The sequence below is a fragment of the Oceanobacillus sojae genome (assembly GCF_900162665.1).
GTDB lineage: Bacteria > Bacillota > Bacilli > Bacillales > Amphibacillaceae > Oceanobacillus > Oceanobacillus sojae_A.
The window spans coordinates 306,102-320,088 of sequence record NZ_LT727811.1; the positions used below are offsets into that span (position 1 = coordinate 306,102).

14 protein-coding genes are annotated in these 13,987 nt (G+C 39.4%); 3 read left to right on the forward strand and 11 right to left on the reverse strand.

The features are described 5' to 3' along the window. Nucleotide 1 precedes the first annotated feature (1 nt). Both BN1068_RS08770 and BN1068_RS08775 read left to right on the forward strand, forming a co-directional pair. Nucleotides 2–712 (forward strand): response regulator transcription factor, encoded by a 711-nt coding sequence (locus BN1068_RS08770; protein ID WP_077602480.1) that lies wholly within the window; start codon nt 2–4, stop codon nt 710–712. Nucleotides 713–779: 67 nt separating this feature from the next. After that, a complete protein-coding gene (locus BN1068_RS08775) occupies nt 780–2,153 on the forward strand; it encodes a sensor histidine kinase (protein WP_077602481.1) in 1,374 nt (457 codons plus the stop codon). A 50-nt stretch (nt 2,154–2,203) separates the two neighbouring features. On the opposite strand, the gene BN1068_RS08780 is transcribed toward BN1068_RS08775, so the two are convergent. The 10 genes from BN1068_RS08780 to BN1068_RS08825 form a co-directional block, all read right to left on the reverse strand. Then, nucleotides 2,204–2,968: an ABC transporter permease subunit gene (locus tag BN1068_RS08780; protein WP_077602482.1), complete on the reverse strand. Its 765-nt coding sequence runs from the start codon at nt 2,966–2,968 to the stop codon at nt 2,204–2,206. Next, nucleotides 2,965–3,900 (reverse strand): ABC transporter ATP-binding protein, encoded by a 936-nt coding sequence (locus BN1068_RS08785; protein WP_077602483.1) that lies wholly within the window; start codon nt 3,898–3,900, stop codon nt 2,965–2,967. Before BN1068_RS08785 ends, BN1068_RS08780 begins: the two co-directional genes overlap by 4 nt. Then, nucleotides 3,897–4,109: a PLDc N-terminal domain-containing protein gene (locus BN1068_RS08790; protein ID WP_077602484.1), complete on the reverse strand. Its 213-nt coding sequence runs from the start codon at nt 4,107–4,109 to the stop codon at nt 3,897–3,899. Before BN1068_RS08790 ends, BN1068_RS08785 begins: the two co-directional genes overlap by 4 nt. Beyond that, on the reverse strand, nt 4,106–5,236 hold the full coding sequence (locus BN1068_RS08795; RefSeq protein WP_077602485.1) for a helix-turn-helix domain-containing protein: 1,131 nt from the start codon (nt 5,234–5,236) through the stop codon (nt 4,106–4,108). Before BN1068_RS08795 ends, BN1068_RS08790 begins: the two co-directional genes overlap by 4 nt. 154 nt (nt 5,237–5,390) lie before the next feature. After that, nucleotides 5,391–6,935: a solute symporter family protein gene (locus BN1068_RS08800; protein WP_077602486.1), complete on the reverse strand. Its 1,545-nt coding sequence runs from the start codon at nt 6,933–6,935 to the stop codon at nt 5,391–5,393. After that, nucleotides 6,932–7,279 (reverse strand): DUF485 domain-containing protein, encoded by a 348-nt coding sequence (locus BN1068_RS08805; protein ID WP_397334245.1) that lies wholly within the window; start codon nt 7,277–7,279, stop codon nt 6,932–6,934. Before BN1068_RS08805 ends, BN1068_RS08800 begins: the two co-directional genes overlap by 4 nt. Nucleotides 7,280–7,674: 395 nt before the next feature. Continuing rightward, nucleotides 7,675–8,430 carry a LytR/AlgR family response regulator transcription factor gene (locus BN1068_RS08810; protein ID WP_311200254.1) on the reverse strand — a complete coding sequence of 252 codons (756 nt, stop codon included), beginning with the start codon at nt 8,428–8,430 and terminating at the stop codon, nt 7,675–7,677. Between the two features lie 14 nt (nt 8,431–8,444). Continuing rightward, the gene (locus tag BN1068_RS08815) at nt 8,445–10,184 is read right to left on the reverse strand and encodes a LytS/YhcK type 5TM receptor domain-containing protein (RefSeq protein ID WP_077602488.1); all 1,740 of its coding nucleotides are present in this window, start codon (nt 10,182–10,184) and stop codon (nt 8,445–8,447) included. Continuing rightward, the gene (locus BN1068_RS08820; protein ID WP_077602489.1) at nt 10,184–11,725 is read right to left on the reverse strand and encodes a solute symporter family protein; all 1,542 of its coding nucleotides are present in this window, start codon (nt 11,723–11,725) and stop codon (nt 10,184–10,186) included. The genes BN1068_RS08815 and BN1068_RS08820 overlap by 1 nt, the downstream gene beginning before the upstream one ends. Nucleotides 11,726–11,993: 268 nt before the next feature. After that, nucleotides 11,994–12,383 carry an RDD family protein gene (locus tag BN1068_RS08825; protein ID WP_077602490.1) on the reverse strand — a complete coding sequence of 130 codons (390 nt, stop codon included), beginning with the start codon at nt 12,381–12,383 and terminating at the stop codon, nt 11,994–11,996. 209 nt (nt 12,384–12,592) lie between these two features. Between BN1068_RS08825 and BN1068_RS08830 the strand changes: the two genes are divergently transcribed. Next, on the forward strand, nt 12,593–13,480 hold the full coding sequence (locus BN1068_RS08830) for a fructose bisphosphate aldolase (RefSeq protein WP_077602491.1): 888 nt from the start codon (nt 12,593–12,595) through the stop codon (nt 13,478–13,480). Nucleotides 13,481–13,579: 99 nt separating this feature from the next. Here the strand turns inward: BN1068_RS08830 and BN1068_RS08835 are convergent, their stop codons facing one another. After that, on the reverse strand, nt 13,580–13,921 hold the full coding sequence (locus BN1068_RS08835; RefSeq protein WP_077602492.1) for an amidohydrolase family protein: 342 nt from the start codon (nt 13,919–13,921) through the stop codon (nt 13,580–13,582). Between the last annotated feature and the right edge of the window lie 66 nt (nt 13,922–13,987).

Genomic DNA, 13,987 nt, shown 5'->3' on the forward strand with positions numbered 1-13,987 from the left:
CATGGAAAAGCCCAAAATATTAATTGTTGATGATGAACAGGATTTATGTCAATTAATGAAAACAGCTCTTCAAAAAGAGGGGCTGACGGAAATTGCCACAGCTGGGTCTATCAAAGAAGGCTGGCAGCAATTCACTAAATTTGAACCGGATTTGGCAATATTAGATGTAATGCTTCCAGATGGAGAGGGCTATGATTTATGCCGGAAAATCCGTGAAACATCCCGTATTCCTATTCTATTTTTATCCGCTAAATCAGATGAAATAGATAAAATACTCGGACTTGCTATTGGCGGAGATGACTATATTACCAAACCATTCAGTCCAAAAGAGATGGCTTACCGTGTCAAAGCGCAGCTGCGCCGGGCAGGCATTTACACAATGGAAGCAGCAAGCTCTCATGCACCAGCCAAAGCAGATAAAAATATCGGTGTCTTTACCATCAATAGTGATGAAACAGAAATAAGCAAGGATGGCGAGATCCTGGAGCTGACAGCTAAAGAGGTAGGATTAATGGCATGCTTTATGCGCAATCCAAAGCATATTTTAAGCAAGGAAACCTTATTTGAAACCGTATGGGGCGAAGAATTTTACGGAGCAGATAACACTTTAATGGTGCATATCCGCAGACTGCGGGAAAAAATTGAAGAAAACCCGTCAGCACCTGCCTATATTGTTACTGTAAAAGGATTGGGATACCGTTTTAATCCTTAAAATTTTATGCCCAGGTACGGGTAATCATTTTTTACATTTTTGACTTTGAAAAAGGAGCAAATACATCATGAAATGGAAACTGACCATCCGCTATCTTATTTCCATTCTCAGTATTGTCTTTATCGTCAGTATTGTTAATACAGTTATTCTGATTGCGTTATTACTTTCCCAGCATAATGAAGATCCGGAAGATATTATACATGATACAGGCGAAAACTTTACCCGCGCTTTTTATCATAATTTATCAATCGAAGACGGTGAGCCTGTTGTCTCAGAGGAAGGAAAGGATGCGCTGGCCCGCTTTGGAGCCTGGCTGCAGATATTGGATGAAAATGGGAATGTTATCTCGGATGAATACGCACCGGACAGTGCTGCCACACACTATACACCAGTAGAATTAGTTCATAAATACAAATATATGGATAATGATTTTAACACATATTTTATTGGGGAATATGAGGGCTACAGCTATATCGTCGGGGTTCCAGATTCTAAACAGCAGCGGACAATCATTATGGCTGATCCACAGCAGGTTTTTACGTATATTTCCCAGTTCTTGGGCGCAATTGTTATCGTTGACTTAATTATTGCTGTTATTGTCGGATTTCTGTTCAGTACCGTGTTGACAAAGCCTGTCTCGCGAATAATCGAACGAATCAGCGAGCTGAAGGAAAGAAAGTTTCAGCCGAAAAAAATGAAGCGGCCAGGAGTGTTCAAACGTGTATTTGCCAACTTAAATGATGTATCCGAAACCTTGCAGGCACATGAGAATGAACGGCAAAAGCTGGAGCAAATGCGCAATGAATGGATCAGCAATGTTTCCCATGATATTAAAACACCGCTCGCATCCATCCGCGGTTATGCAGAGCTGCTGCGGAATGACGAAATTTCACCGGAGGAGAGATTGGAATATGCCGAAGTTATTGAGCGTCAATCGCTTTATATGAAAGAGCTGCTCGATGATTTTAATCTGACCATGCGCCTCAGAAATCAGGATATGTCGCTGAACCTTCAGGAAACCCGGGTAGAAGGCTTTGTCAGAAAAATAATTATTGATTTATTGAATGACCCGCAATTTCAAACGCATGATATTGACTTTAACAGTAGTGCACCAGAATTAACTTGGGAGATAGATCAGCATTTAATGAAAAGAGCTTTATTAAATTTTATTTTAAATGCCTTAATCCATAATGATGAGGATGTAAAAGTGACCGTAGAGGTAACAGAAAACAGCATTATTATCCATGATAATGGAAGAGGAATCAGAAAAGAAGAGCAGACACAAATTTTTGACCGTTATTACCGGGGCACGAACACCACATCACGCGGCACGGGGCTTGGACTGGCTATTTCCAGGGATATTATTCAGGCTCATGGCGGCAAAGTGGAGATGAAGAGTGAGGTTGGAAAAGGGACAATGTTTAAAATTAGGATGAAATAGTGCTGCGGGCAGGAAGGAATAAATTATTTCTTTCTGTCCGCAGGCTGCTGTTATAATTTCTTTTTGTTTAAAATGACAATAGATAAATAGATAAACAACAAAGACAAGAAAAAAGAAATAAGCATGGCAGGCATGTAATTTCCTATGTTGGAAGCACCCTGCAAAAAGTTAATATTCTCACTGGTAAGTGTAATAGGATTATAACGCTCGAATTTATCAAAAATATTCATGACAAATAAAAGAACTACAAACCCTCCTGTGAGCAGCAAGCCTTCATAGCTGTTTTTTGAGACAGTTGAGGTTAAAAGTATCGTTGTTATTAATAATATTCCAAAGATCCATAAAGGAAAAACTGCCAGAAAAACATGCGGGCTATTATCATCCGTGAAATAATAAAGTGTATAGGCCCATGTCACAAAAAACGCTAAAAGCATACAAAAACTCCATTGAAGAATTAAATATATACTTTTACTAATCACTACTGTAGAACGCTTCAATCCTTTTGTAACCAGATTAATTAGTGTTCCCTTACTTACTTCTCCACTCATTGTTCCGCTGAACAAAAGCGTAATCACTATTAACCCCATCTGGGTCATGTTTTGGTAAAATTGCCCCCAAGAATCCAGAGAGGTCGGTTCCGGAATATTCACTGGCAGTGAATCTCCAAAGCTCATCTGGATAATATCCGGTGTTAATATCGCAATCAATGGATTCATAATACCTAAAATAAGAAAAATAATCATTAATATTAACAATCTGGATGTACGCCAGCTTTCTAAAAATTCCTTTTTGGAAAAGTAATAAATATTTTTCATCGAATCACCTCCAGAAAGATAGATTCCAGAGAAGGATTCATTTTCCTTAAAGATACCGGCATTATTTTTTTAGCTATTAGGCTTTCTAACAGCACCCCAGCCACATCTGTATAATCTTTATTATAAGAAATAATAACTTGGTTCTGCTCGTTTATCTTCTCAACCTCTGTAATAATTTCTTGCTCTATTAAAGCATTAAGCTCTGCAATAAGAATAGAAAAATCTGCCGCTTCATCAAAAGATAGTTCTATTTGCGATTTCGCATAGGTTTGCTTCAACGCTTCTATCGATGAACTTACCTTCAGCTTCCCTTCATCTAAAATTCCTACATAATCGCAGATGCGCTCCACATCTCCTAAAATATGAGTAGAAAATAAAATGGTCATTTTCCCTTTTAAAGATGCCAGAAGTTCTAAGAATTCATTTCTTCCCTCAGGGTCTAATGCAGAAGTCGGCTCATCACAAATAAGTAATTCCGGATTATTTAACATCGCCTGAGCAATACCTAACCGCTGTTTCATTCCTCTGGAAAAACCTTTAATTCTTTTTTTATTTCCTTCCAGGCCTACCAATGTCAAGGTTTCTTTTATCCTTTGTTTTCGTTCCGCTTTTTTTAATCCGGTAAATTCACCACAGAATGTTAAATATTCTTCCGCAGACATGTACGGATAAAATTCTGGAACATCTGGTAAATAACCTGTGATCCGGTTCGTTTTTGTATTTCCAAATGTTACTTTTTCTCCTCCGACAAATATATCTCCTTTTGTCGTTTCCTCAAGTCCTAAAATCAGCTTCATCGTTGTTGTTTTACCCGCCCCGTTGCCTCCTACAAATCCGAAAATAGAGCCTTTTGGAACGCCTAAATGAAGTCCGTCCAGAACCTGCTTGGAGCCAAAGCTTTTAGAAACATTCTTTACCTCTATAATATTCATTCATTGTCTCCTTTCCCAAATACGAAATAAAATACAGGACCAATGAGTTGTAGAATCACAACAATAAAAATCCACATCCCTTTCGTGCCAAACCGGTAATCTGGATGCTTTATCACATGAATCAGTGCTGTAATCATCAGCGTAAATTGCAGTATAATTAACGGTATTAATAGTGGTAAATGATCCATTAAAAATGAAATACCATTCATTTTCCTTCCTCACTTTCCAATAGACGCTTCAACTGCATATTTATCTGCTGAAATCTTTCTTTTTCCTGTAAATTTAAAAATAACTGATTATCTACAACCGCACTTATGAAATTTTCTTTTACCAGCATAGAATCTCTTGGCATCTGATTGCCGATATCCAGATTATTAAACCAGTCATCTACTTGATCAAAATAATCATCGCCATGAAGGACTACCGGGAAGCTGATTTCCTTTATTACCTCTGTAAATTCCTCCAGCATGGAGAGTGCTGCATGCTCCTCCTTCATTTGTGCATAACCGAAAGCAGCTGATAATTGAAAATTCATCAAAGCCACCGGATGTAACGGCGCGAGTTCAAAGGTATCTGCTATTGCTCTTCCTCTTTGAACAGTCTCTTTAAATTTATCAGGTGATTCTATTAATAGCTGCAAATAATTTGTAAATGCACTCATCACAATAATGACGTATTGAAATAATGCACTTTGAAGCGTTCCAATTGCCCGATCTGTCTCTCCTTTCATTTGAAAGGCTCCTGAAATCAAGCTTTCTACAGGAAAAATACCAGGAGGATGTTCACCAAGAATTTCTAACACCTGATCTGCCTCTTTTAACGTAAATAATGAATAGGCTTCCAGCTTAAAAGCCTTTGTAATCAGCTCCGGATCTTTTGCCTGTTTACGGACATGAACAAATAAATCCTTTGCCTCGTTCATATAGCGTTGATTTTTTTCTTCTCCGCCCTCTCCGGGAAGCCGGTCAATATGATTCATAATAAGTAATCCCATTTGCAGGATAAATGGATAACAGGAATAATATCTGCGAATAAAGCTTCTGATAGAAACTAAAACATCCTCTGCCGACTTTGTTTCAAAGGAATCCTTTAAGGAAGCATATATATGCTGAATCTCTTTTGGATCGAGCTGCGATTCATATCCCAGCAGGGAATCAATACTTACATTAAAATACGCAGCAAGCATTGGAAGAGAGGTGATATCCGGATATGTTTGCCCCGTCTCCCATTTGGAAACAGATGCCTTGGAAACACCAATAAAATCAGCCAGCTCCTGTTGCGTAATCTTTTTCTCTTTTCTTTTTTCTGTAATAATAGGGCCAATGTTCATTCTCATAGGAACGCTCCTCTCTTCTTTATTGTATGTTTTATCAGAAGGCTATTCAATGGAGTTATTGTTAACTAATGAATCAAAAAATCAACCAATGCGATACAAACTACACACAAAAAAATGCCTGCAGAAAAATTTCTGCAGGCATTTTTTTCTCTCCTTAGTGACTTACACCACTGCTCTTATACCCTGTATTCGCTTTGACCTTTACTTCTGCATAACGTTTTATATCCTTTTCCTTGGATAAAAGTGTTCCTAAATATCCACCCAGGAATCCAAGCGGTACGGATACAAGCGCCGGATTGGTTAGAGGGAAGATTGGCTCCCCTACAAACAATGCTGCACCTTCAACCGGCGAGAAAACACTTGGACTAATCGACACAAGAATTAATGCAGATAATAATCCAGCCAGCATCGCTGTTACTGCTCCTGCAGTATTAAACCTTTTCCAATAAACTGTGTAAAGAATAACCGGTAAATTGGCACTTGCCGCAATACAAAAGGCCAGCGAAACAAGGAATGCTACGTTTAAATATTGGGCAAATAACGCTAAAACAATGGATAAAACAGACACAGCCAATGATGCGTAGCGGGCAGCTTTCACTTGTTCCCTCTCTGTCACATTTCCTTTTTTAATAATTTGGCCATATAAATCATGGGCAAATGCGGAAGCGCCGGAAAGCACAAGTCCTGCCACCACAGCTAAGATCGTTGCAAAAGCAACTGCTGAGATAAAAGCAAACAGAATATCTCCACCAACAGCCTGCGCAAGTAATGGTGCAGCCATATTACCGCCCGGATTTGCCGCAATGATCGTATCATGACCTACAAATGCGGCTGCGCCAAAGCCTAAGAATAATGTCAGTACATAAAATATTCCAATCACCCATGTTGCAATAACAACAGAACTTCTTGCTGTTTTTGCATCCCGGACAGTGAAAAAACGCATCAAAATATGTGGTAATCCCGCAGTTCCAAGAACTAAGGCTAACATAAGCGATATAGTTCCGAGCGGTTCTGTATATTGCAGTCCAGGCATTAAATATGCTTCTCCATGAGCTGTAACTGATTTCACGTCTGTAAACATTTGTCCAATATTAAAATTAAACTTTAATAAAACGAGAAATGTCATAATGACCATCCCGGCCATCAGAAGAACAGCTTTTACAATTTGTACCCAGCTCGTTGCAATCATCCCGCCAAATAAAACGTAAATCGTCATCATCACACCAACAATTAAAACCGCCATCCAATATTTGATGCCAAATAACAGCTGAATCAAGGCTCCTGCTCCTACGAGCTGAGCAATCATATAAAACGTACTGATTGTTATCGTATTCAGTGCCGCTGCTCCCCGAACCTTCCGGGCGTCAAAACGGGAATTAATCATATCAGCCAGCGTATATTTACCGAGGTTACGCAACGGTTCTGCTACAAGGAACAGAACAACTAAATATGCAATCAGAAATCCGATACTGTAGAAAAAACCATCAAAACCAAATAACGCAATGGCACCAGCAATTCCCAGGAAAGATGCCGCTGATAAATAATCACCCGCAATTGCCAGACCATTCTGCATCCCGGTAAGTCCTCCGCCGGCAGTATAAAAATCTCCTGCTGTCTGCGTCCTTTTAGCAGCAAAAAAGGTGATAACCAAAGTTAACAAAACAATAGCAAGAAAGAGGATAATAACTGTCGCACTCATCGCTTTTCCCCTCCTTCTTCCATCTCCCTTATAATTTCATCAGCCTGCTTATCAAAAACAGCTGCTTTCTTTACATAGATCGTGCACAAAACCCATGTCATGATAAATTGAGCTAATGCAAATAACCATACCCAGGAAATATCACCGATTACCGGCGTGTTTAAAAATGTTGTATAAGAGGTTAAAACTGGAAGTAAAAAATAAAATATCAGGAAAAAGATCGTTAACGGTACAATAAACTTTTTTCGATCGTGCATCAGCTTTTTAAATGCTCTGCTCTTCGTTACTTGCACATAGTCAATTTCTTTTGCAGGCTCCTGCTTATATTCTTTTTCTGCACCCATCTGCATCCTCCTCAAAAATCGGAACGAAAGGTTTTCAGACCGTTGTTTTCCGTCAGAAAAACCTTTCATCTCCTAAAAGTAGTTGACCAGCTTCTCTCTTTATAATTCAATCAGCACTTCTTTCCCCTTTTCCTCAGCAAGTCTACGAAAGAAGCAACTCTCTTCTTAAGCCTGGCATTCCTCCTTCAACCCTTTATCAACCCTTTTGTAAACGCTTTCTAAATTATAAAGGAAGATGGATAAGTACGTATGCGATTTTGTTTCAATGGTTTATAATTACGTTTAAACGGTTGAAAATTTGTAATCAATGGTTAATTTTTAAAAAATGGAGTTGTCAATAAGTTTTTTTGCTGCAGCCTCAATTACACTTATACAGTAAGAAAATCTATACTTTCTCAGCTCCCAAATAAATCAAAAAGATGCTTTCTTGCTGTCCGGCTGACTGGTATCATCGTTTGATTTTTATCCTGTAGTGTAATGTTGCTTGCCCCGTTAAACCATGGTGTAATCTCCTGGATATGATTCAAATTAACAAGGTAGCTGCGATGCGTCCTGAAAAAAGCATGGCCTTGCAGTTTCTTTTCCAGCTCCTGTAACGACATCCTGCTGTAAATTACCTTGTCCTCCGTATGGATCTCCAACATTCGCTTATGGGGAACGGCATAATAAATCGCATCAGGAGATAAGACAATTGTCCGGTCATCATTGTCGATTAAAAGCTTACTTGATGGAGGGTTACTTTGTTTTGATAACTGCTTATCTTTACTTTCCAATTGCCGCATCCGCTTGCGGAGCCGATTCATTGCCTTTTGAAATCTTTCTGTATCATATGGCTTCAGCATATAGTCAACCGCTTCTATTTCAAATGCTTCGACCGCATAATCATCGTATGCCGTTGTAAAAATAAATAATGGTGTTTCTATATAAGCAATCTCTACTATTTTTTTCGCTGCTTCCACGCCACGTATTCCCGGCATATGCACATCCAGAAAAATAACATCAGGCTCATGCTCTTTATATAGCTCTATCAGCTGTTCTCCTGTCTCCGCGCTCGGCAGAAGCTTTACGTCTTTTTCCTTTTCCAATAAATATATTAACTCTTCCTGTGCCAATTGTTCATCCTCTGCAATCATGGTATGGATTTTCATCATAAGAATCTTCCTTTCTATTCGTCACGGTATGGAATCGTAAAATAGACCTCACAGCCGCCTTCAGATAAATTCCGTACATGCAATCGTGCTTCTTTACCAAGCAGATTAATTAAGCGCTGATTGACATTATATAAGCCAGTCCCACCATGCTGTTTTCCTGCCAGCACGGTCTCTCCGGCCTGTAATAAAAGGTGATCAGGAAATCCTTGACCATTATCCCGGACGCTTATTTTTATTCGCTCCCCAATCCGCTTCATCCTCACATCTACTTTTCCTCCCTCTGAAACATGCTCTAATCCATGCCTGACACTGTTTTCAACTAACGGCTGAATCGATGATGGCGGGATTAGCAAGTGAGCGATTCCCTCCGGCTGTAAAAAATGTATTTGCAGTCTGCTCGTAAATCGGGTCTGGATAATCTCGATATACGCTTGAACATGCTCTGTTTCCTTTTCAAGCGGTACCAGCTGTGTCGATACAAGCTTCAGGTTAAATCGCATAAATTGTGCTAATTGAACCGTTATATGTCTTGCCTTTTCAGGATCTTTCCGGAATAAAGCAGCAATCATATGCAGTGTATTAAATAGAAAGTGCGGATTAATTTGTGCTTGTAAATTACTCAGCTCTGCATCACGTGTATGCAATTCAAGGCGCTCAGCTTTAATTGTTTTTAATTGATTAGCAATCAGTTGACCAAGCCCCTCAGCCAGCATCAGCTCTACTGGACCGATATGCTGCGGCTTGCGAAAGTATAACTTAATCAGCCCAATAGTTTGCTGCGCCTCCAAAATCGGAATAATAATTACGGCTTCCAAGGGACAATTTTTATGCGTACATTGAATTTCAGATTGAGAATAAGCGACCAGTATCTCCTTTGATGCTAATGCCTGTCTGGAAATCTGTGTCGTTAACTGATTACCGATTTTATGATGGTCTCCTCCCAGCCCCTTATGTGCCATTACTTCCCTTTCGTCTGTCACTGTAACAGCGGCTAATTTCAGACGTGCATAGAGCAAATCGGCGATTCCTTCTGCCTTGTTCTGAAACGATTCCTCCTTTAGAAAAGGCAATGCCTCCTCAGCAATCGTTAATGCCTGTCTCGTTGCAAATGCTGCTTCATTTTCCTGTTCTCTGAGTACAATAGCAATCATTGCGGTAAAAATAGCAATCGCAATACTGTTGGATAATACAACCGGCAAGCCGATAACATTAATCAGCTCAATCATGGTTCTGTCCTGCGAATCAAAAATAAGTAATAAATGCATCAATAAAATGGGAGGAAATATACCAATAAACAATGCCTTTATCGGTGATATAACACGTTCCTGTGAAAAGAAACGCGCCGTAAATCCTGCGAGCAGACCTGTCAACGGGTTCACGAGACTGTTGGCCAGAAAACCAATTCCTCCTAGAAAAAACAAATGCGCACCAGCAATAATTCCAGCTCCCAAACCAACTGCCGGACCTCCCAGCAGCCCGGCAATTACAATAGCAACCAGGCTGGAGCTTACCACCATTTGGTCATCTTTCACATTCCAGACGAATTCATTCACCACTGTAAAGTCATTCCCGATCACTACTCCGGTTAACGTACCGGCAATCCCGAACAAACCAAATACACATGCATGAATCCCGGCCATCTTAAAGCTGAATTCATTGTAAAGCAATGATCTGAAGCCCGGACTTCGTGTCAGAACAAAAGCAATAACTAATAATAGACCTAAACGTTCGAATAAAACGACTGTCAGATTCATCACGATCGATCTCTCCTTATATCAAACCCTGTTTGCGCACGAAGATAGAATGATGAAAATGGAATTGCACTTTCTTTTTCCCGTGACAGTACTGTCCCAAGATATGCCCCTAAAAATCCGGCAGGAATCGCAATGATTCCCGGATTATAAAGCGGGATTAAAGGCTCGACAGCAATCCAGCCGCCATCCGGGTTCATGATATGCGGACCTAAGAGCAAAAGCAGCAGGGATACTGTTAATCCGGAGATCATTCCGGTAATTGCTCCAGTCTGGTTAAAGCGCCGCCAGTAAATAGTAAATAAAAGCACAGGCAAATTACTGGATGCTGCCACAATAAATGTTAAGGAAACAAGAAAGGTTACATTCATATACCGTAACCCAAGTGCAAGCAAAGTAGATAAAAGCCCGATAAAAAATGCCGTCCAGCGTGCTGCGCGTACACGTTTCCTTTCCGAAGTGTTCCCTTTTTTAATAATATGATAATAAATATCATGGGAAAAAGCGGTCGTTGCCGAAATGACCAAGCCAGCTACAACAGCCACAATGGTTGTAAATGCTATTGCCGCAATAAACGCCATTAAAAAGTCCCCGCCCAGGCTTTCTGCTAATAATGGTGCAGCTAAATTTCCAAACGGGTCCAGCATAATCAGCTCTTCAAACCCAACTAAAGCAACAGCTCCCAATCCTAAAATGAGTGCAATCAAATAAAATGCACCAATAATCCAGCTCGCTGTTAAAAGTGATCTGCGTACTTCTACCGTATTCCGCACTGTAAAAAGCCGGATTAAAATATGTGGAAGCCCGGCAGTACCCAGTATTAAGGCAAGATGAAGGGAAAGCGTTTCCAAAGGATTGTTGAATAAATGCCCCGGCAATGAAAATTGGTCTCCTAAAGGAGAGCCCAGTGTAACCTGTTCTAAAAGGCCAGAAATACTCCAGTTAAATCGTGACAATACAATAAGAGCAAGCAAAAATGTTCCCGATAAAAGCAGTACTGTTTTAATAATTTGTACCCAGGACGTTGCAAACATCCCTCCAAAAACAACATAAATCGTCATCAATAATCCTATAATTAACACCGAAGCAGAATAATTAATATCCAGTAATAACCGAATTAACAGGCCTGCAGCAACTAATTGGGGAATCATATAAAAAATGGAGATAATTAAAGCTCCAATGGCCATTATTCCCCGCATCTTATAGCTTGGAAAACGTGCGCAAATAACATCTCCTAATGAATACTTTCCTAAACGATGCACCGGTTCAGCAATAAAAAATAAAACAATTAAATAAGAAACTAAAAATCCAATTGCATATAAAAAACCATCGAAGCCATTAATAGCAATGGTACCGACAATACCCAGGAAGGAAGCCGCACTGATATAATCCCCTGCAATAGCCATCCCGTTTTGCGTACCTGTTAAACTGCCGGCAGCTATATAGAACTGATTTGTCGTTTTACTTTGTCTTGCCGCCCAATAAGTAATAATCAAGGTACAAACGACAATACAGAGAAAAAAGAGCAGATAGGTAATGTTCATAAACTCACCTTCTATTTTCAAGGTTGATATTTGAAGAGAACTAGTTTCTATTGCTAAGTTAATAAATATTCAAAATATGTAAAAATTGTTTATATTTCATCATTTCATTTACTATAAATTGTATATTATGCGAGGGGAGAAGTAAAGATTTGCTTATCAGCCGATTATGCACACCTTCTTCCAAGAAAAAACAACAATACAGCCATTTAACAGGTCTATTGTTGTTTTTCTTTACTTTTATACCTTTTTAGCTGGCCCATCCAGTTAGCTATATCTCTCGCACTTTCACTCCTGCTGCGTGTTCATAAGGAAATTGACTTCCATCTTCTCCTTCAAACCTTTCACGATTTTTAAAATAACTATACGCACCTATCGAATCCCGATATGCCATACGTTTCAAAACCTGGCTGCTGGTTAACTGTTCACCATTTGTACTCTCCAGCTTCAACCCTGCCAGCCTATAGCCAAGCGTCTGTCCTCCACATTTTAACTGTGCATATTCCAATGACCATTGAATCAGCGTTGGATGAACCAGATTGTAATATGTCGGACTCTTAAATTTCTTTTCCAGTATGCTTTCCGTTACAAGGGAGACAGTCGTTGATACAGCTAAATCAATCAGATAAGCCTTCACTCTTTTTTTCGTAATATCCCGCATCTTTTTCCACCTTTTTCTTTTTATCTTATAAAAATACGAACGGGGTGTCTATTTTCAACCTTCATCGTTGATAGATTAAAAAAAGAAAATATTCTTCCTTCACGCAGAATACTATAATCAAGTATTATTTAGTGCTACAATAGAAAGTGAGGTTACTTCAAACTGTTTTCAAAGCCATTATCGGCTAAAACTAAAAAGGAGTGAAAGTGATGCAGCAAAATCAATTAGAAAAAATGAAAAATGACAAAGGATTTATCGCAGCACTGGATCAAAGTGGAGGAAGTACACCAAAGGCCTTAGCTGCCTATGGAATCCCGGAGGATGCTTATCAGGGTGAAGAAGAAATGTTTGATTTAGTCCACGAAATGCGGACAAGAATTATTACATCGCCTTCCTTTAATTCGGATCAGATTATTGGTGCCATTCTTTTTGAACAAACCATGGATCGTGAAATCGAAGGCAAATATACAGGTGATTATCTCGCTGAGGAAAAAGGCATCGTTCCATTCCTGAAAGTGGACAAAGGGCTCGCAGAAGAAGCAGACGGCGTCCAGCTGATGAAGCCGATTGATAATTTACAAGAAACATTAGACCGCGCAAATGAGCGTCATATTTTCGGTACAAAAATGCGCTCTGTAATCAAAGAGGACAACCGTGAAGGCATCAAAAAGGCAGTCGACCAGCAATTTGAAATTGGAAAGCAGATTATTGCAGCAGGGCTGGTTCCTATTATCGAGCCGGAAGTAGACATTAACAGTCCTTCTAAAGAAGATTGTGAAGATATTTTGAAAGCAGAAATCTTGGAGCATTTAAACCAGCTCCAATCCGACCAATTAGTTATGCTGAAATTAACTATCCCGACAAAAAACAATTTATATAGAGAATTAATTGATCATCCAAATGTTGTCCGTGTTGTTGCATTGTCCGGTGGTTATTCCACTGATGACGCAAACGCGAAGCTAAAAGACAACAACGGACTTATCGCCAGCTTTTCCAGAGCATTAAGTCAGGATTTAAATGCAAATCAATCTCCGGAAGAATTTGATGCAGCTCTGAAAAAAGCTGTTGATTCTATCTATGAAGCTTCTATTTCGTAAATAGAGCTTGTAAAAAATGAACAGAGCCGCCCTGCTTTAACATACCAAAGCAGGACGGCTCTGTTTTATATTATTTGGGTTATATTTTTAACAAACTGCCTATTTCCTCAAAATTTCCTCCTGTCTATATTGTTTACCGCCTTTAATAATGGAATGAATATCTTTCGTGTGTTTAATATCCTCGAGGGGGTTGTTATTTAATAATAGTAAGTCTGCTATTTTGCCTTCGTTAATAGAACCAACATCCTCTAGCTGGATTGATCCGGCTGCTTTTATTGTGGCGGCCTGAAGAGCTTCTGACTCTGTTAGCCCAATCTCGACAAGTATCTCAAGTTCTCTGTGTAATCCCATCCCGGGAAAGGTATAAAATCCGCCCGGTGTATCTGTACCGGCCACAACTGTTCCGCCTAAATCAAAATAGGTTTTTGCGATATCTTTTATAAAGTTATTTTATCGGATAGAAAGAAAATGAAATCATTGCCCTCTCTATCCGATTAAAAATAAAAA

Bases quoted from the DNA above. Each gene is read 5' to 3' on its own strand.
- BN1068_RS08825 (WP_077602490.1), bottom strand. From the start codon at position 12,383: ATGCGGGATATTACGAAAAAAAGAGTGAAGGCTTATCTGATTGATTTA.
- BN1068_RS08770 (WP_077602480.1), top strand. From the start codon at position 2: ATGGAAAAGCCCAAAATATTAATTGTTGATGATGAACAGGATTTATGT.
- BN1068_RS08795 (WP_077602485.1), bottom strand. From the start codon at position 5,236: ATGAGAATGAACATTGGCCCTATTATTACAGAAAAAAGAAAAGAGAAA.
- BN1068_RS08810 (WP_311200254.1), bottom strand. From the start codon at position 8,430: ATGATGAAAATCCATACCATGATTGCAGAGGATGAACAATTGGCACAG.
- BN1068_RS08785 (WP_077602483.1), bottom strand. From the start codon at position 3,900: ATGAATATTATAGAGGTAAAGAATGTTTCTAAAAGCTTTGGCTCCAAG.
- BN1068_RS08830 (WP_077602491.1), top strand. From the start codon at position 12,593: ATGCAGCAAAATCAATTAGAAAAAATGAAAAATGACAAAGGATTTATC.
- BN1068_RS08800 (WP_077602486.1), bottom strand. From the start codon at position 6,935: ATGAGTGCGACAGTTATTATCCTCTTTCTTGCTATTGTTTTGTTAACT.
- BN1068_RS08815 (WP_077602488.1), bottom strand. From the start codon at position 10,184: ATGAATCTGACAGTCGTTTTATTCGAACGTTTAGGTCTATTATTAGTT.
- BN1068_RS08805 (WP_397334245.1), bottom strand. From the start codon at position 7,279: ATGGGTGCAGAAAAAGAATATAAGCAGGAGCCTGCAAAAGAAATTGAC.
- BN1068_RS08820 (WP_077602489.1), bottom strand. From the start codon at position 11,725: ATGAACATTACCTATCTGCTCTTTTTTCTCTGTATTGTCGTTTGTACC.
- BN1068_RS08790 (WP_077602484.1), bottom strand. From the start codon at position 4,109: ATGAATGGTATTTCATTTTTAATGGATCATTTACCACTATTAATACCG.
- BN1068_RS08780 (WP_077602482.1), bottom strand. From the start codon at position 2,968: ATGAAAAATATTTATTACTTTTCCAAAAAGGAATTTTTAGAAAGCTGG.
- BN1068_RS08775 (WP_077602481.1), top strand. From the start codon at position 780: ATGAAATGGAAACTGACCATCCGCTATCTTATTTCCATTCTCAGTATT.